Source organism: Shewanella sp. Scap07, assembly GCF_013394145.1.
GTDB lineage: Bacteria > Pseudomonadota > Gammaproteobacteria > Enterobacterales > Shewanellaceae > Shewanella > Shewanella waksmanii.
In genome coordinates, this window is record NZ_CP041329.1 from 940,995 (window position 1) to 964,486 (window position 23,492).

At 44.8% G+C, this 23,492-nt stretch carries 17 protein-coding genes; 10 read left to right on the forward strand and 7 right to left on the reverse strand.

From position 1 onward, the window contains the following. The first annotated feature begins 368 nt into the window (after positions 1-368). The 8 genes from tkt to FLM48_RS04105 all read left to right on the forward strand — a co-directional run bounded on the left by tkt (position 369) and on the right by FLM48_RS04105 (position 10,106). The gene (gene tkt, locus FLM48_RS04070; RefSeq protein ID WP_179023648.1) at positions 369-2,363 is read left to right on the forward strand and encodes a transketolase; all 1,995 of its coding nucleotides are present in this window, start codon (positions 369-371) and stop codon (positions 2,361-2,363) included. 130 nt (positions 2,364-2,493) lie between these two features. Next, positions 2,494-3,510 (forward strand): erythrose-4-phosphate dehydrogenase, encoded by a 1,017-nt coding sequence (gene epd / locus FLM48_RS04075; protein WP_179023650.1) that lies wholly within the window; start codon positions 2,494-2,496, stop codon positions 3,508-3,510. A gap of 100 nt (positions 3,511-3,610) precedes the next feature. After that, entirely contained in the window at positions 3,611-4,786 is a 1,176-nt protein-coding gene (locus FLM48_RS04080) for a phosphoglycerate kinase (protein ID WP_179023652.1), read from the forward strand. 164 nt (positions 4,787-4,950) lie between these two features. Beyond that, positions 4,951-6,015: a class II fructose-bisphosphate aldolase gene (gene fba / locus FLM48_RS04085; RefSeq protein WP_028772513.1), complete on the forward strand. Its 1,065-nt coding sequence runs from the start codon at positions 4,951-4,953 to the stop codon at positions 6,013-6,015. Between the two features lie 263 nt (positions 6,016-6,278). Next, positions 6,279-7,019, forward strand: a complete 741-nt coding sequence (locus FLM48_RS04090) for a YdiY family protein (protein WP_028772514.1) — start codon at positions 6,279-6,281, stop codon at positions 7,017-7,019. A gap of 298 nt (positions 7,020-7,317) precedes the next feature. Next, positions 7,318-8,052 (forward strand): winged helix-turn-helix domain-containing protein, encoded by a 735-nt coding sequence (locus FLM48_RS04095; RefSeq protein ID WP_179023654.1) that lies wholly within the window; start codon positions 7,318-7,320, stop codon positions 8,050-8,052. 4 nt (positions 8,053-8,056) lie between these two features. Then, positions 8,057-8,569 carry a hypothetical protein gene (locus FLM48_RS04100; protein WP_179023656.1) on the forward strand — a complete coding sequence of 171 codons (513 nt, stop codon included), beginning with the start codon at positions 8,057-8,059 and terminating at the stop codon, positions 8,567-8,569. Positions 8,570-8,714: 145 nt separating this feature from the next. Continuing rightward, the gene (locus FLM48_RS04105) at positions 8,715-10,106 is read left to right on the forward strand and encodes a hypothetical protein (protein WP_179023658.1); all 1,392 of its coding nucleotides are present in this window, start codon (positions 8,715-8,717) and stop codon (positions 10,104-10,106) included. A 24-nt stretch (positions 10,107-10,130) separates the two neighbouring features. Here FLM48_RS04105 and FLM48_RS04110 read toward each other — a convergent pair whose 3' ends face one another. From FLM48_RS04110 to FLM48_RS04140, 7 genes are all read right to left on the reverse strand, one after another. Then, a complete protein-coding gene (locus FLM48_RS04110; RefSeq protein WP_028772518.1) occupies positions 10,131-10,475 on the reverse strand; it encodes a hypothetical protein in 345 nt (114 codons plus the stop codon). Between the two features lie 197 nt (positions 10,476-10,672). Further along, positions 10,673-12,886, reverse strand: a complete 2,214-nt coding sequence (locus tag FLM48_RS04115) for a diguanylate cyclase (protein ID WP_179023660.1) — start codon at positions 12,884-12,886, stop codon at positions 10,673-10,675. Between the two features lie 172 nt (positions 12,887-13,058). Then, positions 13,059-13,658 (reverse strand): TatD family nuclease-associated radical SAM protein, encoded by a 600-nt coding sequence (locus FLM48_RS04120; RefSeq protein ID WP_028772520.1) that lies wholly within the window; start codon positions 13,656-13,658, stop codon positions 13,059-13,061. A 101-nt stretch (positions 13,659-13,759) separates the two neighbouring features. Beyond that, entirely contained in the window at positions 13,760-16,894 is a 3,135-nt protein-coding gene (locus FLM48_RS04125) for an efflux RND transporter permease subunit (protein WP_179023662.1), read from the reverse strand. After that, positions 16,894-18,096, reverse strand: coding sequence for an efflux RND transporter periplasmic adaptor subunit (locus FLM48_RS04130; protein ID WP_179023664.1), 1,203 nt, complete (start codon positions 18,094-18,096; stop codon positions 16,894-16,896). Before FLM48_RS04130 ends, FLM48_RS04125 begins: the two co-directional genes overlap by 1 nt. A gap of 467 nt (positions 18,097-18,563) precedes the next feature. Continuing rightward, positions 18,564-19,796 carry an ATP-dependent RNA helicase SrmB gene (gene srmB / locus FLM48_RS04135; RefSeq protein ID WP_028772523.1) on the reverse strand — a complete coding sequence of 411 codons (1,233 nt, stop codon included), beginning with the start codon at positions 19,794-19,796 and terminating at the stop codon, positions 18,564-18,566. Positions 19,797-19,905: 109 nt separating this feature from the next. After that, positions 19,906-20,613 carry a tRNA1(Val) (adenine(37)-N6)-methyltransferase gene (locus FLM48_RS04140; RefSeq protein ID WP_179023666.1) on the reverse strand — a complete coding sequence of 236 codons (708 nt, stop codon included), beginning with the start codon at positions 20,611-20,613 and terminating at the stop codon, positions 19,906-19,908. 442 nt (positions 20,614-21,055) lie between these two features. Between FLM48_RS04140 and brnQ the strand changes: the two genes are divergently transcribed. Both brnQ and xerD read left to right on the forward strand, forming a co-directional pair. Next, complete coding sequence (gene brnQ, locus FLM48_RS04145) at positions 21,056-22,396, forward strand: branched-chain amino acid transport system II carrier protein (RefSeq protein ID WP_037470679.1); 1,341 nt, start codon at positions 21,056-21,058, stop codon at positions 22,394-22,396. A 97-nt stretch (positions 22,397-22,493) separates the two neighbouring features. Beyond that, complete coding sequence (gene xerD, locus FLM48_RS04150) at positions 22,494-23,399, forward strand: site-specific tyrosine recombinase XerD (protein ID WP_028772526.1); 906 nt, start codon at positions 22,494-22,496, stop codon at positions 23,397-23,399. The last annotated feature ends 93 nt before the right edge of the window (positions 23,400-23,492 follow it).

Consider the following 23,492-nt stretch of genomic DNA (forward strand, 5'->3'; position numbering starts at 1 on the left):
ATCAAAAATGAGTGTGTAGAAGTATCTACATCTAGACGGCTATAATAATTGAAAAACTGTCTTTACGCACCCCCTGATGCCAAAAATTACTTCAACTTGTGACCTAATAGTCATTCTTGTAAATCATGTTATGCAGTTTAAGTACTAATTATCAGTTGGTTACTTATCATTTTGATAGCTGACGACTTAAGGCAACTTTAGGTAATTTACTTTTATGTGAATTAGCTCGCAGCAATAAGATTGTTCACATTGGCTGTTAATATCACCATTTGGTCAATAAACGTTTGCGTCTGCCGGGTATGTAAGCGAAAATATGGCTCCCAAAATTCGCCTATAGACCTTATAAAATAACCTAAGCAGGAGAGAGCATGTCTTCTCGTAAAGAACTCGCTAACGCTATCCGTGTGTTAAGTATGGACGCAATCCAGAAAGCTAATTCTGGTCACCCAGGTGCCCCAATGGGGATGGCTGATATCGCCGAAGTACTCTGGAATGATTTCCTAAAGCACAACCCAAGCAACCCAAATTGGGTAGATAGAGACCGCTTTATTCTATCTAACGGTCATGGCTCAATGCTGATCTACTCTCTACTTCATTTAACGGGTTATGAGTTGCCTATGGCAGAACTAAAACAGTTCCGTCAGCTGCACTCTAAAACACCGGGTCACCCAGAATATGGTTATACGCCAGGTGTAGAAACCACCACAGGTCCATTAGGTGCTGGTATCAGTAATGCAGTCGGTATGGCCATTGCTGAAAAGACACTGGCAGCGCAGTTTAACCGTCCTGGCCACGACATTGTTGACCACAACACATACTGTTTCTTAGGTGATGGTTGTTTGATGGAAGGTATTTCGCATGAAGCTTGTTCACTTGCGGGTACGCTTGGTCTAGGTAAGCTGATTGCATTTTGGGATGACAATGGCATTTCTATTGATGGCCATGTTGAAGGCTGGTTTACTGACGATACGCCAAAACGTTTTGAATCTTACGGTTGGCATGTGATTGCTAATGTTGATGGCCATGATAGCGACGCCATTCGCGCAGCAATCGAAGAAGCTAAATCTGTTACTGACAAGCCAACAATGATCTGCTGCAAAACCGTTATCGGTTTTGGTTCTCCAAACAAGTCTGGCAGCCACGACTGTCACGGCGCACCACTTGGTGCTGATGAGATTAAAGCAGCACGTGAATTCCTAGGTTGGAGTCACGGTGAATTTGAAATTCCAGCCAATGTGTATGAAGGTTGGGATGCTAAACAAGCTGGCGCGAGCAACGAAGCAGCTTGGAACGAGCAGTTTGCGGCGTATGAAGCGGCCTTCCCTGAGTTAGCTGCTGAATACAAACGTCGTGTGGTAACCGGTGAACTCCCAGCTGATTTTGAAGCGAAAGCACAGGCTTTCATTCAAGAATGCCAAGACAAAGCTGAAGGTATCGCTAGCCGTAAGGCTTCACAAAATGCCATTGGTGCATTTGGTGCCATCCTACCGGAATTAATGGGCGGCTCAGCTGACCTTGCCGGTTCTAACCTAACCTTATGGTCTGGTTCTAAAGGCATTCAAGATGATCCAGCGGGTAACTATATTTACCATGGTGTTCGTGAATTTGGTATGAGCGGTATCATGAACGGTGTATCGTTGCATGGTGGTTTTATTAACTATGGTGCAACTTTCATGATGTTCATGGAATATGCACGTAATGCGGTTCGTATGTCTGCATTGATGGGGATTCAAAACATCTTCGTTTATACCCATGACTCAATTGGTCAAGGTGAAGATGGTCCAACTCACCAACCTGTTGAGCAACTTGCCAACTTACGTATGACGCCAAATATGACAGTATGGCGTCCTTGTGACGCAGCTGAAACCGCAGTGGCTTGGAAGTCTGCAATTGAACGTCGTGATGCGCCAACATCGTTAGTATTTAGCCGTCAAGGTTTGCCTGCTCAAGCGCGTAGTGCAGAGCAGTTAGCCAATGTTGCTAAAGGTGGTTATGTACTGAGTGATTGTGCAGGTACGCCAGATGTAATCTTGATTGCTACCGGTAGTGAAGTGCAACTTGCACTTGATTCAGCGGCTACGCTTACTGAACAAGGCAAGCAGGTACGTGTTGTTTCTATGCCATCAACCAATGAGTTTGATAAGCAAGATGAGCAATATCGTCAATCAGTACTACCATCAAGTGTCACTAAGCGTGTTGCTATTGAAGCCGCTCACGTTGATTTCTGGCACAAGTATGTTGGTTTTGACGGCGCAGTAGTTGGCATGACAACCTTCGGTGAGTCTGCACCTGGTGGCGCATTGATGAAGCACTTTGGCTTCACCGTTGACAATGTAGTGGCAAAAACTAACGCGATTTTATAAATCGGGTTAATATCGCATGGGCAACCTGAGCGTTGCCCATTGATAGAACGACTTATCAGTTATTTTACTGATAAGTCGTTGTCATATTTTAAGTAAGCTCGATGGCTAACATAGAGGATATACGCCTTTAATGATCAGAGTTGCTATTAATGGATATGGCCGCATTGGCCGTTCAATTCTTCGAGCCCTGTATGAGTCGGGCAAACGCGATCAGATCCAGATCGTGGCCATTAATGAACTCGCTAAACCTGAAGCCATGTTACACCTGACTCAATACGATACTACCCATGGCCGTTTTCAATCTTCTGCCCAATTAGCCGGCAATAAGATGCTTGTTGGCGATGATAGCATTACCTTGTTGCATCAAGCTGATGCCAGTCAGTTACCTTGGGCTGACATGGATATTGATATTGTCTATGAAGCCACCGGCGCACTCAATGATCGCGTCGCATGTGAAGCACATATTCAAGCGGGCGCTAAGCAAGTACTTATTAGCCATCCATCATCAAGTGATGTCGATGCCACGATTGTTTACGGCGTGAATGATCATACTTTGCAGGCGCATCACAGTGTCATTTCTAACGCATCTTGTACGACTAACTGCATTGTACCGGTGATTGAAGTACTCGATCGTGCATTTAGCGTAAAAAGTGGTGCAATAACCACGATTCATTCGGCAATGAATGACCAGCAGGTTATTGATGCCTATCATGATGATTTGCGCCGTACCCGAGCGGCAGGCCAATCGATTATTCCCGTAGATACTAAGTTAGCGCGTGGTATTGAACGTATACTTCCAACAATGAAAGATAAGTTTGAGGCTATTTCAGTGCGCGTGCCCACGATTAATGTGACCGCAATCGATTTATCGGTGACATTAGCTAAGCGGGTCGATATCGACACCATTAATCAAGCGTTGTCCGGCGCAGCGGCGGGTCTGTATCAAGGTGTTGTTGGCTTTACTAATGCGCCATTGGTCTCTTGTGACTTTAACCATGATCCACGCTCTAGCATTGTCGATGGCACGCAAACCAGAGTCAGCGATGGTCACTTAGTCAAGTTACTTTTATGGTGCGACAACGAGTGGGGCTTTGCCAACCGTATGTTGGATACCAGTTTAGCGATGATAAAAGCCAAGCAACAATAGCTTTAGACACAAATTTTAGCCTGCAGTCAGTGTGTTGTCCTTACTGTAAGCGGTGGAACCAGTTTTTAGTTTTAACATTAGCAAAGAGGAAATATCACAGATGGCAATTATCAATATGTCAGATATCGATCTTCAAGGTAAGCGAGTGCTTATTCGTGAAGACCTTAATGTGCCTGTCAGCGACGGTGTCGTGACGAGTGATGCACGATTACGCGCATCTCTGCCTACCATTAAGCTAGCGCTTGAAAAAGGGGCAGCGGTGATGGTGATGTCACATTTAGGGCGCCCGACTGAAGGAGAGTTTAACGCCGAGTTTTCAATGCAACCTGTTGTTGATTACTTGAACAAAGCCCTTGATTGCCCAGTAAGACTTGCTGCGGATTATCTTGATGGTGTGCAAGCCAATGTTGGTGAAGTGGTGGTGTTTGAGAACGTCCGCTTTAATGTCGGCGAAAAGAAAAATGATCCTGAGCTATCAAAGCAACTGGCAGCCCTTTGCGACGTTTATGTGATGGATGCATTTGGTACAGCACACCGTGCTCAAGCTTCAACCCATGGGGTTGGACAGTATGCACCAATTGCCTGCGCTGGCCCATTGCTAGCGGGTGAGTTGAGTGCTTTAGGTAAAGCGATGGACAATCCAGCTCGTCCATTAGTGGCGATAGTCGGTGGCTCAAAAGTATCGACTAAGCTTACGGTATTAGAAAGCCTATCAGGCATCGTCGATCAACTTGTTGTTGGTGGCGGTATTGCTAACACCTTTATTGCTGCAGCAGGCCACGAAGTGGGTAAGTCGCTTTATGAGGCTGACTTAATCGATGAAGCTAAGCGCTTAGTGGCTAATGCACAAAGCCGAGGTGGTGATATTCCTGTGCCAACTGATGTCGTGGTTGCCGGCGAGTTTAGCCCAACCGCTAGTGCCACGCTAAAAGCGGTAGATGCAGTAGCAAGTGACGATATGATATTTGATATTGGTCCAGACAGTGCAGAAGCGTTGGCGGATATTTTGCGTAACGCTGGAACTATTGTTTGGAATGGCCCTGTTGGCGTATTCGAGTTTGATCAATTCGGTGAAGGTACCAAGCGTATCGCACAAGCTATTGCCGAGTCATCAGCATTCTCCATCGCCGGTGGTGGTGATACCTTGGCCGCGGTTGATAAGTATCAAATTGCTGACAAAGTGTCTTATATTTCAACCGGTGGTGGCGCTTTCTTAGAGTTTTTAGAAGGCAAAGAGTTACCAGCAGTTGCAATGCTTGAGAGCCGCGGTAGTTAAGCTGGCACCAAGCTCAAAGAATAATAATTAGTATTATAAAAAACCGCTGCATCTTAAGTGTTAACCACTTAAGTTGCAGTACAAAGATCAATCCAAACGATAGTGACCTTGGTGTTCGCGTTCATATGGAATATGAATCGACCACCCTATTATTGGAGTAAAAAATGGCTTTAATTTCCCTACGTCAAATGTTAGATCATGCAGCTGAGCACGGTTATGGTGTTCCTGCTTTTAACGTCAACAACCTTGAGCAAATGCGTGCAATTATGCAGGCTGCTGAAGCAACCGATAGCCCAGTGATCGTGCAGGCTTCTGCGGGTGCACGTAAGTATGCTCGTCCACAGTTCTTGAAGTATTTGATGGCCGCTGCTCTTGAGCAGTATCCAGATATTCCAGTCTGTATTCACCAAGACCATGGTACCGATCCTGACATTTGTCAGCGCTCTATCCAGTTGGGTATGTCCTCAGTAATGATGGATGGCTCTTTGATGGCTGATGGTAAAACACCGGCATCTTATGAATACAATGTTGATGTTACCCGTCGTACCGTAGCATTTGCTCACGCTTGTGGCGTATCAGTAGAAGGTGAGATTGGCTGCCTAGGTAGCCTAGAAACCGGCATGGCTGGCGAAGAAGATGGTGTGGGTGCTGAAGGCGTGTTAAGCCACGACCAGCTGCTTACTACACCAGAAGAAGCGGCGCGTTTTGTTGCTGATACTCACGTTGATGCTTTAGCCATCGCTATCGGTACAAGCCATGGCGCCTATAAGTTTAGCCGTAAGCCTACCGGTGATGTACTGCGTATCGATCGTATTAAAGAGATCCACGCCCGTATCCCTAATACCCATCTTGTTATGCATGGTTCATCTTCTGTACCACAAGAGTGGCTAGAGATTATCAACCAATATGGTGGTGCCATCCCTGAAACTTATGGTGTGCCGCTAGAAGAGATTGTTGAAGGTATTAAGCACGGTGTGCGTAAAGTGAACATCGATACCGATTTACGTTTAGCTTCAACTGGTGCTGTGCGTAAATTCCTAGCAGAAAATCCAACAGAGTTCGATCCACGTAAATTCCTAAAAGCGTCAATGGAAGCGATGGCAGATATCTGTACTACCCGTTATGAAGCCTTCGGTTGTGCGGGTATGGGCTCGAAAATCAAGCCTAAGTCATTACAGGCTATGTATAAGGCTTATCAAGCCGGTGAGCTTGACCCACAAATCAACTAGTTATCGATTGACTGTTGGTAAATAAAAGCCCTCTGTTGAGGGCTTTTTTGTGTCGAGCTTTACTGGGTTGCAGCCGTTGGCAGTGCAGTTGAATCTGTTAGCAGAACAACCGTAATTCCTGATTTAACGCGCCACCCTCGATCAATGAAAGTATACAAAGGGATATATTCATGTAGATGTAGCGGATTCTTGCAATCTGTTGGCTGAGTGTTAATATTGCGCCAATTTTTTAGGGGAAGTGTTGATACTTAATGGGGTTAATAATGAAAAGATTGCTAATCGCGACGGCGATAACGTTAGCAGTGCCTTTTGGGGCGCAAGCTGGTGCGGATTTTGTTGAAGGTGACAAAATATTCGGTGGTGACGCTGAATTAGGTGCAACTTTAACTACCGGTAACACTGAAACGACCTCAGTAAAAGGGCGTTTAGATATGAAGCACGAATTAGGTAATTGGGAAAACCAATACCTTTTGGAAGCTTTATATAAAGAGGATTCAGGTGTTGAAACCGGTAAGCGTTATTTCGGTTTAATTCAGGCTGATTATAAGTTTGATGAGAAAAGTTATCTGTTCATCAATGCTAACCATGAAATTGACCCATTTACAGGTTTTGATTCTACCACGACCGCTTCTTCTGGTTATGGTTATAAGTTCATTGATACAGAAAGCACGCGTTTTAATGTCGAAATCGGTCCAGGTTATAAATACAAGCGTCTTGATGATGAAAATGCGGCTGATAAAGGCTATGACACCGAAGACAGTTGGGTTGCCCATGGCGTGTTAAATTTCGAAACTCAAATTACTGAAAGTTCGAAGTTTGGCCAGATGTTTGTTGCCGATGTTGGTGATACGTTTGAAGGTCGCTCTGAAACATTTATTACCGCCAATATTGTGGGCGCGTTAGCAATGAAGTTTGCTGTTATTGTGCGCTATAACGATACCCCACTTGATGGCAAAGAGAGTACCGATACCGAAACTAATATGACTTTGCTGTACTCATTCTAAGTCATACAGTTAATTTTTCTAAAAAGTGCCTTTAGGCACTTTTTTTATGCTTATAGATCGGTGTTTGCTTACTCAATTGACCATGGTGGATACGCTTTGTTGCACTTGTTGTTTAGTTTGGTTGTAACTTGTTTTTAGGTTAGCAGGTTGTTGCTTAAAGATTTTTTTGAGCGTAATGAACTGTGCAGCGCTTCACAAAACGTTATTTTGGGCCATCGATGTACATGTCGATCACAGACTCTATTGTCTAGGAAAGCTAGACTAGCTCTACGTTTATCTACTTTGAAGGTACCATACCATGCAGATAGGTTGTTGTTGGTTTGATACCTCTCAAACGACCCTGACCAATCACGAGAATGACACCAGCTGGAAAATGCCAGTGGTGGAGTTTAACGTTGTCACACTATTGACCCAGCACCGTGGCCAAGTGCTATCGATTCAGCAGCTAATGCAACAATTGCCAGAAAATGCCCAAACTAAAGAAGCACTCACGGCGGCAATTGAACGTATACGGTTTTTTCTTGGCAGTTCCTCTGAGTTGTTAGTGGCCGTTGATGATCAGGGCTTCATGCTACTTAAGCGTATCAATAAGGCAAAAGTTAACCTCAATGGCTTAGGCCCACACCGTACCATTAGCAATAAACAGTACGGTATTTTGATGGCGCAACTGATGCTATTGCTGATTTTTATCTACTCAATTTTTGAGCCGACACCGACTATTCAGCAAGTTGAAGGTTATCAAGTGGCGACTCCTAGTGGTCAGGTAGAATATTATCCAATCATGATTAATGCCGGTGAGCATGCCATCAACGCCAGTGTTAATAAGTTTGATTTGATGATGGCGCAATGCAAAAGGGTATTGTGGCAGGAGGTCTATGTCTCTCGCTCAACCAGTGACAAACTGATGAGTATTGTATTAACTCGCGATATTAATGGCCAAAGAGAGGTGAAAAATGTCAAAGCCTATTCTGATGAAAAGAGCTTTGCATTTATTGATACTCAGTGGTTAGTTCGTCAGGGTATTTGCAGCTAATATTATGCCTACCATTGCAGCTAAAAAGCGCCGTTATGCGCCAAGGTTTATTGTTCTTTTTTCAGTCGCTCTGATTGCCTTTGGTCACTATGTTTATCTGTATGATAAAGACCAAATCTTTTTGCAGTGCCAGGCTGATGCTTATATCGCCGCCACAGAGACAGATTTGCAGATTGGTTTAGAGATTAAAAGCCTTGCGGATGAGTTCAGTATGGACTATCAATTTCTCACTGACGGGGAGGTGATTGGCGAAATCACCCTAGATGGGATGTTAACGCAGCTACAGTATGGTGATATGACCTATAAAGCGACACTTAATGAGGGCCAGTTTAATATCGATTTGTCCTCTATGTATATACCACCATATATGAAAAATATTATCGATTTTAGTAGAGAACGTATGGTGGATGACAGTGAAATAGAGGTCGACATCAGGGTGCTAGTCACTGATCCTAAACAGGGCTATAGCATCATTCAATTGTTGCCTGGTGAGTCAATCTGGGTATGTCATAATTAGTCTATGTTCACCAAGCAAGTCAAAAGTTAGCTCAATGGCGTTGCCGCTGCGAGCGCCCGAGATGACAAGTTCATTTTAAGGCTTAGTGAAATGCCTTTTTTGAGATAAAATAACTTTAAGTCGTTGGCTAATCGTTAGGAGGCCTGTGTCTAAAGTTACCGTCAAGCAAGAAGAGTCCTTATCTATCAAGTTTATCCATCAGATGAAGGTGGGTGACAATCGTCGTTTGGATTTATATCTATTTTTACCCAAAGAGATGGGAATTGGTCCGCATAGTATTGACGAAGAAGAGTATTATCACTCAGCGATAAGCGGCCGCCGCTCATACTATTCATCAGGTTTACATCTTCCCCTCGTACAAAGCCGTTTTATTAGCCAGAAAAAGCGTACCGTTGAAGAGTTTCGTCTTTATCTAAACTTGTTTGCATACCAGTTTGCGGTTGCTATCGAAACCGATAGCAAGGAGTTGTCGCAGGTTGAAGATGTAAGCGAGTTTTACCCTGCATTAGCTGAGCTGCGAGATATCATCGAGCAGTTAATGAAGAAGTTTCGCCGCAATGAACCGAGTGATGAAAAGTGGAAATCTTACTTTGAAAACGCAGATAATTACCTGTCTTGGCTGTGTGAGCAACGGCTACTGAAATTACTATCCCATGCGCCAAGAAGCAGTGACTACAGTGAAGTTACCGAAGCGGTTATTGCATTTTGTCGAAGTGAAAGTGAGCATAGACACAAGCTGAATTATAATTCGCAGCAAACCATTGACGAGCCCAATCGTATCTCTAACAAAATGTTGTTACTACGCCGGCTTATCCAGCAGGGTGTCGTATTAAAAGAAGACTTAAAAACGTTAGGCGTTGGGTTAAAGAAGCTCACCACAGGTTTTGCTACAGCGATGGTCATGCTGGTGGTTTCGGCATTGATCATCAAAGCGCAGGGTGTGTTTAGTGGACTGACGATAGCATTGGTACTCACACTGGCTGTGATATATGGTTTTCGTGAGATTTTTAAGGATGACATTCGCAATGCGCTGTGGCGCTGGATACAAAAGGGACGCCCACGCTGGAGCCGGGTTTTGACCGATACCACCAGTCAAGCAACCGTTGCTAAGCAATTAATTTGGATTGAGTTTGTAAAGAGTAAAGAGTTACCAGCGGTAATACAGCGCATTCTAAAGCGTCGTCATCGGCAGAATAAGTTGGATGCTGAGGTGCTGCATTATGGTTTGCATACTCGGGTTGCCCACAAAGAGTTATTAGCGGGCTATTCAACCATTCAAGAGCAGGTCAACCTAAGCCTTGCACCGTTTGCCCGCTATTTGGAGCGGGGAAAAGCGAAGATTTATCGCGAGCATGAAGGCAAAATTGCCTCCGATTCGGTAGAGCGGCGTTATCAAATTAACCTGATTTTGTCCTTAAGAGAGGGCAAAGGTGAGCCGCAATATGCTCGCTACAAAATCACCATGAATCGTTCCACAATTGTCGATATTAGCCAAAGTGAACTGCCCAGTGGCGTTAACCCTATGGATGATATTTAGATTTATATAGCGTAATTAACGGCGCTAGATAAATTGTGCTGCTTGTTCATCAATGGCATTAAGCCAGTCATCGACCTGGGCAACGCTTAAATTAAGCGTGCTGGCATCATGGCGATGTACAATCAGCGCATTGTGCATAATTGGAATAATCCCTAGAATCTTAGTCCAGCCTTTTTCTAGGTGAGCGATAGAAGACAAGTGAACCTCAATGACTTGTTGTTGTCTGTCTTGGTGAAATACTTTTAGAATTAAACGTTGATCGGTGAGCTGTAAATCACCATTTTGAATGGGCACACTGCCCGATACCGATTGCAGCCCTGCATTGGCCCGCTTTATCACTGCTTCATTTTGATTTAATTCTATCGACATACCTAAGCTCCATCTAGGTGAGATTGCACATCTCGATAGCATTAACGTTAGCACAGAATTTTTTAATTTGTATTTCTACTCTAATTTTTAGTATTAAAAGCAGAAAAGTAGCATCACTAACAGCGCATTTTATGTACTTAGTGAGGCAAACAACACAAGAAGGTGATTGCGCCAGTTTTGTGCTGGCGCGGTCGCAATTAGCTTTGGCGAGTAAAGGCTTGGCAAATGTTCTGTTCGCCAATTTGTTTCGCGCGCTTAAGCGCAACTTCAGCATTACTTAAAAATAGCTCTAAGCTTTGCCCTTGTTGGTAAGCGGCAATCCCCATACAAATGCCACTGCCAAGACCAATGTCATTGAGATCATTAAGTGACTTTACTGCAAATTGATGGGCGTTATCGGCGCTGGTGTTAGGTAAGATAATAATCAGCTTACCGAGTTGCCAATGGGACATTTGATAAGGCATCGGCAGCCCTTTGAGGAGGTGCAGCTCAACTTCTTTTTGGCGACTTTCTAATTGACCAATATCACTCATGTGGCTAAGCATACCTTCAGCGGTAATATCCATTAGCACTAAACTTGAACTATCGCGATTGAATGGTGACAAAGAGGTAAAGTAATTATCTAAGTCGCGTAAGTTGGTTAAAATTGTACTGCGATGAGGCTTAAGGTTGCCTTGCTCAGCTTGCGGCTCCTTGTCTATCGCTCGTTCAAGTGTACAAACGATATACTCAATATCGCCCGCGTTATCTAAGTGCCCCTTGAGTGTGGCTTGTACGCAGTGATTGTCCAATTGGGGCGCTTCACATAGTAATTTACCCTGCCATTGACCTTGCAACATGATTTGCTGACAAATACTTGACCACTGTTCACCGAGGTCATTGTTGAGCAGTTTAATCAGATTAACTTGTTGTTCAGGTGTGACCGACATTAGCGATTGGAAGGCACCATTTGCCATCTCTAAGCTGCCATCCGCTTGGATAAGCGCTGTGGCAACGGCATTGTCGTTGAGTAATTCATTGAGATGAGCCTTGTGCTGGGTTTGTTTTAAAACCGTGATGTCTTCAAACGACACAAGTAAATAAGGGTTAAAATGGTTATCAGTTTCAGACTTTATCACCACGCGAAGCTTGGGCGCGTTGGCATCAGGATCGGCTAACTCAGAAGACCAATAACTGTGCTCCTTTAGATGAGACAATACTTGCTCAAATTGCTCATCCTCTAACTGTAAAATACGTTGCAGGCTACGCTCTTTTAGTTCATCAATCGGACTTGAGAGTATATGGGCCGCTTGCTCATTGGCGCTAATGACCCGGTGGGTGTCATTGACAATCAAGCAGCCGCCATCTAGACCAAATAACCGACTTGCTAATTGCGCACTGTATTGTCGTGAACGCTGCTCTAATCGGTAGAAATGGCTCAATAAAATCAACAATGAGGCTAACGTGGTGAGGGCGATACCTACCGTGATTAATATGTTACGCCACTCTGAAAAATTGGCAGCAATATCATCATTGCGCACATAAGACACGAGGAAATACTCTCTTCTTGCCTCATACTGGGTTGCCAGCTCAACTTTTAAATAGACGAAGGTGGCGTCATCACCATGGAACTGGCCAAAGTTACTCATGGCCATTTTACGCCATAATGCTGGGTAAGTTTGTTTGAGACTGCCGCCCATGGTGTCAGGAATACGTTTGATTGTTGGTTTCTTTTCTGCGCCCGCATACAGCAAACCTTGGGTATCTAGCATTAACAACGGCGATTCGGTACTGGAGTATGCAGGTTTAATGCTTTTTAACATCCGCGACATAGAGTTATACGTGACCAAATAACCACGGATACTTTGATCAGGATTTTCGAGCCAAGCGAGCTGATACATGTAAGGCTCAAGTTTGCCATTGATGGGGGTAAATTCCAGCGCAGAGGTATATATTTCATTGCCGCCCATATTACGAGAACCACCGAGTAACGCTGGGGGCAGCGGCTCATGGCTAAAATTTTCGGTGGTTGAGAATTTAAATTTTCCTTGGGGGTCAAAGAGGGCGATATCCAATAGCTCTGGAATATTACTGGTTATCACATCCCAGTTTTGCTCAAGTTTCAGTTGTCTGACTTCGCTGGGGATATTGAGGTAGCGGTTAAGCAGTTCAGACTTAGCGAACATTTGGGTGCGAAATTGTTGAAATGATACTTTATCGGCAATCAAACTGCCTACGGCTTGCAGTTCGCTATAACGCTGCGCAGCCCAGTCTTCTTGCAAGCGACGCTCACCCAGAGTGATAACCACATTACTCAATAAAATCATGGCAATGATCAGTATTGATATTTGGGTAACGACTGCCACAACGCGTTGAGTTGACCAATGAATGCCTTGGGCGGGGATCAGTTGTGGTATTTTTGGGGTTAACATGCAGCGTACATTCAATTGCCTATATGAATCATGGGCGTATGTTAGCACGAATTATACCCAACAACACCGTTAGTTACAGCTGACTAACCTATTGCTAACTTAGGGATTGTCTTAGTTCAGTTGAGATAATTAGCTGTGCTAGTTTCGACCCGTTTGTACTCGCAGCCATTTATTAACCCACAATACCGAGGGTTCTGGGTTTAAAGTCTGCGCCTGCGGCTTCAACTTGGGTTTGGCAGGCGTTGATATCTACCCCTTCAAGACCGTCAATGGCTGAAACTTGCACCTGTTTAATATAGCGCGGCGCGAGGGCGATAAACTGATGCAGTGCTTGGTAAGCCCCTTTTAACTTAGGTTGGCAATGGTGGTTATACCAAGTTTCGGTATCGGCATTAAGTGAAATAGACAAGGCATCGACTACCTCGGCCAGCTCAGGCAAGATATTGCGCCGATGAAACAGATTACCGAGCCCGTCGGTATTGACCCTGACCTTACCGCCTCGGTGTTTTATCTCGGCAGCTACCTTGAGTAAGGTTGTTAAGTTAAGAGTGGGTTCACCATAGCCACAAAATACGTATTCGTCATAGTCTTTAACCTCACCAAGTAAGGCAATGACTTCCTCTGCTGTGGGCTGATGTTTTAGATCAAGCTGGTATTGATGTACTTGCTTACTGCCGTTGTGTTTTGGGCAAAACTGGCAGCGTAGCGTGCATCGTCCGGTGATATTGAGATAGCGTGATTGACGAATGTCGTAAACTAAGGTGGCAGTCATAGTCGCAGTCCAAAAGAAGCTTGCGCTTAGTCTACGTCAAAGTGGTCAATGAAAATGTTGCTTAGATCAAAAAGGGAGGCTAGGCCTCCCTTTTACAGATGCTACTTCGAGCTAACCGCGCTCTTAGGTTGCCACCACCAGTGGAAGAAGCGGCTTGCGGTACGCCTAAAGTCATCCAAGATGATATACAGCAGCGGGACTAAAATCAGTGTCACTACGGTTGAGAATACAATACCAAATGCCAGTGATGTTGCCATGGGAATCACAATTTGTGCTTGTAAGCTCTTTTCCATAATAATCGGCACTAGGCCTACAAAGGTGGTCATCGAAGTCAGAATGATTGCCCTAAAACGATGACAACCAGAATCGATTGCAGCTTGGGTGATTGAGTGTCCCTCAGCCCGTGCTTTGTTGACAAAGTCGACTAAAATCAATGAGTCATTGACGACAACTCCTGCTAGCGCGACGATACCACACAAGCTCAGCACGCTCATCGATAAGCCCAAGATGAAGTGGCCAAATAAGGCGCCAATCATACCAAACGGAATAACCGACATGATAATCAGTGGTTGACTGTAGCTCTTTAACGGAATCGCCATTAGTGCATAAATGGTGAACATGGCAAAGAAGAAGCCTTGAATAAGCCCTACCATTGCCGTTTGTTCATCAGCGCTGCCGCCATCTAAACTGGTTGAAATCTGTGGATATTGCGCTTCTAAGTAAGGCAAGAAATCTTCTTGAATTTCAGCAACGACTTTAGAGGGCTCAACAATGTTGGTGTTCGCTGTCGCCGATATAGTGATAGCACGGCGACCGTCTACACGAGTAATGGAGGAGTATGAATCGCCCATCTCAATACTGGCCACACTAGAGAAGGGTACAGACACGCCTTGTGGCGTGCGGATCATCATATTTTCGAGATGACCAATGGTACGGCGCTGCTCTAGCGGGTAGCGTACCATCACTTTGACTTCTTCTTTATTGCGCAATATGCGTTGTGCTTCAAAGCCGTAAAAACCATAGCGAACTTGGCTAGCAAGATCAGATAAGGTCAACCCTAATGCTTCGGCCTCAGGCTTAATATCCAATCTAATTTCATGACTTCCAGATGAGAAGTTATCGGAAATGTCATATACACCTTCATAGGTTTTTAGTTTTTGCTTTAGCTCTGTTGAGGCTTGGCTTAATTGCTCTAGGTTGCTTGAGGTCAATCTAAAGGAGATGTCTCCGCCACCCTCATTGGTACTGGAATTAATGTTGAGTTTTTTTACTGCAATCAATTCCGGCAGGGCTTCGCGCCATGCCGTCGCGATAGTATTACCATCAACTTCTCGATCTTCGCCCTTAGTTAGCTCGGCAAATATAAAGGCTGATGTACGCGAACCCATATTAATAAAGCTGTGCTGTACCACTGGTGCACCGTATTTCTGCTCCATATCATTGTTCATGGTATACAGCGCATCTTCAATTTCTTTAACGGTTTTGAGGGTATTGGCCTCAGAACTGCCCACATCCATTTCAAGATTGACTTGAATAAAGTCTGACGGAATATCCGGGAAAAATACCCAGCGAACTTTACCACTCATCACTAAAGCGATGGACAAAATTAGTACGCCAATAAAAGTGGCCACCACGTTGTAGCGCTGCTTTATGCAATACTGCAAAAACTGCCGATACTGATTGTGGATAAAGTGCTGCAGTTTAGCGTTGAGCGCAATTTTAAAACGTACAAATGCATTGGGATTGGGATTAGGTTGTTTAGGGCGCATATGAGCCAAATGGGCCGGCAAAATCAGTTTGGACTCAACGAGTGAAAAGGCCAAACACAGAATGACCACCAAACCGATAGATTTCCAGATAATTGCCATCGGCCCTGAAACCATGAGCATGGGCATAAAGGCCGCAATGGTCGTCAGTACCCCAAAGGTGGCCGGCATGGCGACCTTTTTGGCGCCTTTAACGACATTTTCCAATGAGTGACCATGGCGTTCTATTTCACTATAAGCGCTTTCACCAATAACAATGGCGTCATCGACCACTATCCCCAGCACCAGAATAAAGGCAAATAGGGTTAACATGTTTATCGACAACGAAAACGGTTCCATAGGCATGAGCAACATGGCGCCTAAGAAACAAACCGGCAGGCCTACCATCACCCAGAACGCCAGCTTCAGTTCAAGGAACAATGCCAGAATTATAAAGACTAATAGGGCGCCGTAGAACATGTTAGACAGCATCATGTTCAGTCGACCCTTAAGGTAGTGAGTTAAATCCCCCCAGGTATCGAGCTTGGCACCCGTTGGTAAAAACTCTTGCTGCTTAGCAATATAGTCTTTGACCTCTTCGGAGATGGCTAACGCGTTTTGATCGTCCACACTTAAAACTTCAATGATCGCTGCAGGGTGACCATTAAAGCGGGTGTATTCAAGCCGCTCTTCAAAATCGTCCTTAATGGTGGCGACCTGCGGCAGCATAATACGACTACCGTCAGGACGAGTGCTGACTACTATTTGCGAGAAGTCATCACCAGTGTAGGCTTGGCCTTTGGTACGCAGCAGTATGTCACCATCTTGGGCGCGAATTGAACCACCGGGTAAGTCAATAGATGAGGCGCGCACTGCTTGGGCGACTTGCTCGAACGACAATCCATATTCACGTAATTTATCTTCCGATAGTTCAATGCCAATTTCATATTCGCGTACACCAGTCACTTGCGCGCGGGTCACAGACGGAAGCTGGGTAAGATCTTCGCGAATATCTTTTGCCAGTTCTTTCATCTCATACAGACTGATATCACCGTACACAGAGACCCAAACTACGTTGTTCTCGGGCTTGATGCGAAAGATATTGGGCTTTTCAATGTTATCTGGGAAGGTAGATATCGCATCAATGCGCAGCTTAACTTCATCGAGAATATCTTGAGGCTCAAAGCCATCTTCCACTTCTATGGTGACATTGCCAAAGCCTTCACTCGCGACAGAGGTGACTTTCTTAATGCCACTAATGTCTTGAATGGATTCTTCAATTTTAATGGTAATGCCTTCCTCAATCTCTTGCGGTGCGGCGCCAGGGTAGGCGACCGAAATACGTAAGTAGTTGAGCTCGAAGGTGGGGAAAACCTCTTTGTTGATCATGAAGGTGCTAAATAAGCCGCCTACCAAAATCAGCCACATTAGTAGATTAGAAGCGACGTTATTGCGGGCGAACCAGGCAATGATTCCTGTTTGTTTCTCCATTACTGCTCACCTGCTGCGACTAGGGTGCCAGTTGATGTGTCGTCTTGACTTTGACCTGAAGTCTCACCAATCACTTTGACTAACTGACCATTGGTAATGGTATTGATGTTGGTAACTGAAATTCGCTCACCATCTTTAAGGTTGTCTTTAATATAGACAAACTCGATGTCAGTGCGAACTACATTGACCGGACGTATTTCCACTGTGCTGTCCGCACCCACAACAGCGACATTGCCATTGCGGACTATGTGGCGAGGTAACTTGACGATTCCATCAACCGTACGACCTTTAATCACCGCGGTGACAAAGCTGCCATATTTGAGTGGCAATTGGCCATCGACTTTGTTGTTTCTTAAATAGGGGTCTTTAATTTCAGCGACCAGATACACCATACGGTTTTCGGCATCAATGACGCCTTCGCTGCGAATGATATTCCCTTGCCAAGTGACCACTTTACCGGCGAGCTCTGCACTGAGGGTCACTTGAGTATCGGGATTATCAACCGACTCTAAGTAAGCGAGATCATTGTTTGCTAGTGGTAAGCGTATTTCTGCGATATGGGTGTCATACAGTTCACCGAGGTTGGTACCTAAGGTGACATATTGGCCTAAATCGACATTGCGAGACTTAATAATGCCATCAAATGGTGCGCGGATAGTGGTGCGCTCTAAATTACGTTGTGCACGAGCCAGCGCCGCTTGGGCAAATTTAACATTGGCTTGTTCTTTTTTTAGTTGCGGTACCCGTAAACCGAGTTCTGGTGGCACGCCACCGTCATATCCCTGCCAGTCGATTTTAGCGACTTCGCCTTTGGCCATCTCTTCTTCAAGTGATGCTTGTGCTTGGGCTAAGCTGGCCTCAGCTTGCATAAAATCGGCCTCGTAGTCTGACGGCTCAATGACTGCCAAAACATCACCTTGCTTTACCACGCCGCCAGCAACAAACTTATTGGAAATTTCTAACATACGGCCTTGGACTTCGGTGACCAATTGAGTTTTATATTTTGGAGTCACGACACCGTATGAGGGTAAGTTTAATGAGAGTGTTTGGGCACTGACTTGAGTCACATCAACAATCGGTACTGGGGTTTGTTGCTCTTTTTGTTCAGGTGCTTGTTGAGTACTAAGCAAAGCGCTAGCTAAACCGATAAATACCACAAGAATAAGAAGAGGTGAGATTCTACGTAGGATTTTTTTTAACATTATATTCACGCACGTCCATGCTTAATTTTTCTACCCTATAAATTACCAGAGTGTTGCAGGCTGTGAAAACTATTTTTGTAAATAAAATGTTTCTGAATTACTTATTTAATTGAGATGGCGAATAATTGAATATTCTTAAGTAATGCTCACTAGTATAAAGATTTTGTGACTTTGCGTGAGGAGAGTTGTTCAAAGAACAGGCTGCATAGGGGCTGATTCACCTGAGTCAGCTGCGCATATTGGGGCAAAAACGCGCTTTTGGGGATGACTTATGACAACTGGCTTCCTCTTGAACAAGCTTAAAAAAGAGTAATGCTTGTGCCCATTGTTAGGATAGGGTCAGCCTGCTAGAAATCACATTGAGTTGATCCATTTTTAATTCTAATGGATATAAGTCGACGGCTTAAAATAACAAAGCCACCGAGTGATAGGTGGCTTTGTTTGAATTTTAATCAGCGATAACTGAACTATTTTTTCTTTTTCTTCGCTTTAAACTTCTTGTTAACCTTTTTACTGTCTGATGCTTTCACTTTCTTTTTTGAAGGCGGACGGGCTTCTTTGTGTTTTGGACGTAGCTCTTCAATAATACGACGTTTAAGCGGCTGTTCGATATAACGCTCAATTTTTGCAACGATGCGCATATCATGCGCTTCAGCTAGAGAGATGGCGGTGCCTTTGTTGCCGGCACGACCTGTACGGCCAATACGATGGACATAAGCATCGGCAGAGCGAGGCATATCGTAATTGATCACATGGGTAATATCGTCAACATCGATACCACGGGCCGCGACATCTGTTGCTAACAATACGCTCACTTCGCCTTTGGTGAATCGACCTAACGCCTGAAAACGCGCTTTTTGTTCCATATCACCACGCATGAATGCACAGCTGATACCGGCCTTATTGAGCTGTCCTTCCAAGCTGGCAACCACTTCGCGGGTTTTGACAAACACGACTGCACGTTTGACTTCTTCGCGGCGCAAAATATGACAAAGCAAGGCATACTTGTGGTTTTTGTCATCGGCTAAATGGATCCACTGATGGATTTTAGCCTTTTCGCTGCGAGGAGGCTGAGTTTCAATAGTCACAGGATCGGTTAACAACTCTTTGGCAAATCGCGTGACTCCACCACCTTCAAGGGTGGCAGAAAATAACATGTTTTGCTTGCGGCCCTGAGCTTGAATCGCAATCGCTTGTACCACAGATGAGAAGCCCATATCTAGCATGCGGTCAGCTTCATCAATAATGAGCATTTCAACCGATTGTGCATCAAACAGGTCTTTATCTAGGTATTCCATCAAACGTCCAGGTGTTGCCACCAAGATATCGATGTTTTCTTTCAAGGCTTTCTCTTGCGGTGCGTATGGGACGCCGCCAGTAACAATGCCTATATCTAAATTGAGTCCCGTTGCCAGATGTGAAGCATAACGGTGTACCTGGCTGGCAAGTTCGCGAGTGGGGGTTAATATCAACACTCTTGCATGGCCAGAAAATCGACGTGGGAAGTCAATGATGTGTTGCAGCGCTGGTAGCAAGAAGCTGGCTGTCTTGCCTGTTCCTGTCGGTGCTCTAGCGAGAATATCTTGTTGCTCCATCGCCAATGGAATTGTTTGTTGCTGAATCGAGGTTGGGGTTTTGTGCCCCATCGCTTTTAACGATTCAAGTAGCGTTGGATCAAGTTGAAAATCTTCAAATAGCATGCGCTGCATCTCAGTAAAAAATAGCGCGACATTATAGCGCTTCATCACTATAAGCGCTAGGCGCTTGCGCGCTTTTGCGTGTCACGTAAAAACTAAAGTATAGCGAGGATCAAAGATTTAAATAGAAAGCCTTGGTTAGGGCGACCATCGCTGCCGTGTACTGGTTGTTGTTATCGCGGATAACTAATGTCTCTGGCACGCTGTCTGGCACAGTGTTGCAGGGAGATTTGCTTAGCATCAGCAAGTGGCGAGCTGCGGGTTTATTTAAGGTACTGGCAATATCGGTGCGTAACCTAATGTGTAACTGATGTTGTTTTGCTGCTTGTTCAAAGTCGATCAAACTCTGGCTTGGAATGATGACCGAGGCATTACCTGTGGGCTGTAGTCGTTGCTCGATGTGTTGGCAAAGATCATTAAATGACAATGTCTGGGTGTGGCGCGCTTGGGCTCGCTTGTCGCATTGTGCTCGTGGACCATGATTAAAATAGGGTGGATTACAGATGATGTGATCAAATAAAAGTGAATATGGCAATGTAGAAATACAGCCATGATGGACCTTTAACCTGTTTTGCCATGGCGATTGGCTGAAATTTGACTGACAAGCTTTTGCCGCTACGCTATCGATTTCAACGGCGGTAATTTGCCCCTGACTGCGCTGGGCCGCCATTAAGCTCAGTAAGCCTGAGCCTGCGCCAATATCAAGAATATGTTTAGCATTCACTAGCTTTGCCCAGGCACCTAAAATCACACCGTCGGTGCTAACGGGCATACCACACCCGTGATCATCAATATGAAACTGTTTGAAAGTAAATGCCATAACGCGCTACACAAAGTTAAGAGTTAACAACCGGCTCAGTGTACTGCATTGTGGCTCGTGCTGTTAGCTGTTGTTTCGATGTTGCCTAGATGATGCTGCTACTGCGTATTGTGCTTGGTTGTAATAATTGTAGGAGTTGTGTTTTTTGTCTGTAAGATTTTTGGTGCTGATTGGGCGGAATGCTACGCCCTTGCTTGTTAAATTTTTACCAGTTTGCTAATAGTAGGGGCGCATTTGCCAGTTTGAAGCGCAAATGTAATAGGTAAAGCAGTTTGAGAGCATGGTTAGCGTTGGTTAATTCTGCTGTAGTTCAAAAAGTCGCCGTTATCAGGCCATGTTTACCAGAGAAAAGTGTAATTCTAAATTTACACGTCGTTATAATAATCTCTTTTATGGTGCCATAAGGCGAAATAATACAGAGCAAAACACACAAGCAGAAATAATGGGGCAGCGCGTGCAGAATAATAAGATGGGCTTGGCAGATACCGTAGGGTTAGGGTTTATGACCTTTGCCTTTTTTCTTGGTGCGGGTAATTTAATTTTTCCACCTTTAGCCGGCTATTTAGCTGGCGAAAATATCACTTTAGCCATGATTGGCTTTCTTATTACCGCGGTGACATTACCGTTAATCACTTTGATTGCCGTGGCAAAGGCCAATGGTAAAGTGATGGCGTTGTTGCCCGCTTTCGCTGCAACAGCGTTAGCCGTCGCTATTTATATTATTATTGGTCCAGCGTTTGCCGCGCCTCGTGCCGGGCTGGTTGCCTACGAAATGGGCTTTAAACCATTTATAGATGGCAGTGCGACTTTTGCCATTGGGGCCATTGAGCTCAATACCTCGCAATTGATTTATACCTTAGCCTTTTTTGGCATTGCGTTAGTCTTGTCGCTTTATCCTGGCAAGCTACTTGATAACGTCGGTAAAGTGCTGACACCAGTATTGATATTCCTATTGGTAGGTCTTGCGGTTTCAGTTGTGTTGGTGCCAGGTTCTGGCGTGAGTGATGCGGTAGGTGATTATCAAACTAGCCCGCTAACCAAAGGTATTTTGGAAGGCTATAACACCATGGATACCTTGGCTTCATTGATTTTCGGTATGTTGATTATCGATATCTTGCGTAAGAAAGGCGTCAATGAACCTAAAGAGCAAACTAAGTACCTCATTCGTGCCGCGTTAATTGCTGCTGGTGGATTGGCTTTCGTTTATGTGTCGCTATTCTATTTAGGCTCGACAGCGGGAGATTTTGCAGCGGGTGCAGATAATGGCGGAGTGATTTTAACTAACTATGTCAATCATGAGTTTGGTGCTGCAGGCCAAGTATTGCTGGCAATGGTAGTGACACTGGCTTGTTTGACTACAGTTGTCGGCCTAGTGACAGCTTGCGCTGAGTATTTCAATGAGCTTATCCCGACCCTATCTTATAAATTGTTGGTTGTGGTAATGAGTGTGATTTGTGCCACGGTAGCGAACGTGGGACTTGCACAGCTAATTAGTATCAGTATTCCTGTGTTAGTGACCATTTACCCTGTTGCTATCGCACTAGTAGCGGTGACTTACTTAACGGAGAAGTTTCCAAAACCTGCATTTTCACATCGACTCGTACTCAGTGTCGCATTGGTATTTGGTATCATTGATGGACTGAAAGCTGCGGGTGCCGACATGAGTTTGTTTGAGTTTATGCCACTGCATAATGAAGGCATGGCATGGTTGCTTCCGACAGCAGTAACCATAGTGGTGTGTTTATTTATAAAACCTAATAATGCCCAAGTTGCCGCGAGTTAACATTCGAGCTTATTGAAGCGAGCGATTAAGCTAAGTTAGTATAACGGCGCAGACTCATAGCAGTTTGCGCCGTTTTTTATATGGGAAACTAGCGTCCATGGACAAATCAGCTTATCAAGCCGACCCACTTATTGAGATTTTTTTGGACCAGTTATGGGCGCAAAAAGGGCTCAGCGATAACACGCTTGCGGCCTATCGCACTGACTTACAAGGCTATGACCTATACGGGCAGAAGCATGGAGTATTGATGCGCGACGCAGACCAAAGCCATGTTAGAGATTATCTCGGTTATCGGGTTGAGCACGGCATTGCAAAAAGCAGTAGCGCAAGATTACTCAGTAGTTTACGACGATTTTACGCGTTCTTAATCATGGACAAGCGTATTCAAGTTGACCCCACCGCATTGATTAAAGCCCCTAAGCTTGCCCGTCATCTGCCAGACTCGCTCAGTGAGCAAGATGTCGATACATTACTGGCTGAGCCACAGGTAGCCGATCCTATCGAATGCCGCGATAAAGCCATGATGGAATTACTCTACGCCAGTGGACTACGGGTGTCTGAACTTGTTGGGCTAACAATGGATCAAATTAGCTTGCGTCAAGGTTTAGTGCGGATTGTAGGTAAAGGGGGCAAAGAGCGCCTAGTGCCGATTGGAGAGTTAGCGGTAACGGAAGTTGAAGCCTATTTAGGTGAGGCTAGAAATGAACTGTTAAAAGGCAAGTTAAGTGATGTTGTGTTCCCTTCTAAACGCGGCACCATGATGACTCGGCAAACCTTTTGGCACCGCATCAAGCTGTATGCACTGCGGGCCGGTATTAATAGTCACTTGTCGCCGCACACATTGCGACATGCATTTGCTACCCATTTACTCAATCATGGTGCAGATTTACGCGTGGTGCAGTTGTTGTTGGGCCACAGTGATTTATCGACCACTCAAATTTATACCCATGTGGCTAAAGCTCGCTTGGCGCAGATGCACAGCGAGCATCATCCGCGGGGTTGATTTTGTGGTTTAGGTCATGAATTATCTGATTTGATTTTTTAAATATTCTCAAAGCCGGGGCAAATGGTTGCTTTAACGGCGTTGACGCTGTAA

Coding starts and splice junctions, on each gene's coding strand:
- tkt (WP_179023648.1), top strand. CDS start 369: ATGTCTTCTCGTAAAGAACTCGCTAACGCTATCCGTGTGTTAAGTATG.
- epd (WP_179023650.1), top strand. CDS start 2,494: ATGATCAGAGTTGCTATTAATGGATATGGCCGCATTGGCCGTTCAATT.
- FLM48_RS04080 (WP_179023652.1), top strand. CDS start 3,611: ATGGCAATTATCAATATGTCAGATATCGATCTTCAAGGTAAGCGAGTG.
- fba (WP_028772513.1), top strand. CDS start 4,951: ATGGCTTTAATTTCCCTACGTCAAATGTTAGATCATGCAGCTGAGCAC.
- FLM48_RS04090 (WP_028772514.1), top strand. CDS start 6,279: ATGAAAAGATTGCTAATCGCGACGGCGATAACGTTAGCAGTGCCTTTT.
- FLM48_RS04095 (WP_179023654.1), top strand. CDS start 7,318: ATGCAGATAGGTTGTTGTTGGTTTGATACCTCTCAAACGACCCTGACC.
- FLM48_RS04100 (WP_179023656.1), top strand. CDS start 8,057: ATGCCTACCATTGCAGCTAAAAAGCGCCGTTATGCGCCAAGGTTTATT.
- FLM48_RS04110 (WP_028772518.1), bottom strand. CDS start 10,475: ATGTCGATAGAATTAAATCAAAATGAAGCAGTGATAAAGCGGGCCAAT.
- FLM48_RS04115 (WP_179023660.1), bottom strand. CDS start 12,886: ATGTTAACCCCAAAAATACCACAACTGATCCCCGCCCAAGGCATTCAT.
- FLM48_RS04120 (WP_028772520.1), bottom strand. CDS start 13,658: ATGACTGCCACCTTAGTTTACGACATTCGTCAATCACGCTATCTCAAT.
- FLM48_RS04125 (WP_179023662.1), bottom strand. CDS start 16,894: ATGGAGAAACAAACAGGAATCATTGCCTGGTTCGCCCGCAATAACGTC.
- FLM48_RS04130 (WP_179023664.1), bottom strand. CDS start 18,096: ATGTTAAAAAAAATCCTACGTAGAATCTCACCTCTTCTTATTCTTGTG.
- srmB (WP_028772523.1), bottom strand. CDS start 19,796: ATGCTATTTGAAGATTTTCAACTTGATCCAACGCTACTTGAATCGTTA.
- FLM48_RS04140 (WP_179023666.1), bottom strand. CDS start 20,613: ATGGCATTTACTTTCAAACAGTTTCATATTGATGATCACGGGTGTGGT.
- brnQ (WP_037470679.1), top strand. CDS start 21,056: ATGGGGCAGCGCGTGCAGAATAATAAGATGGGCTTGGCAGATACCGTA.
- xerD (WP_028772526.1), top strand. CDS start 22,494: ATGGACAAATCAGCTTATCAAGCCGACCCACTTATTGAGATTTTTTTG.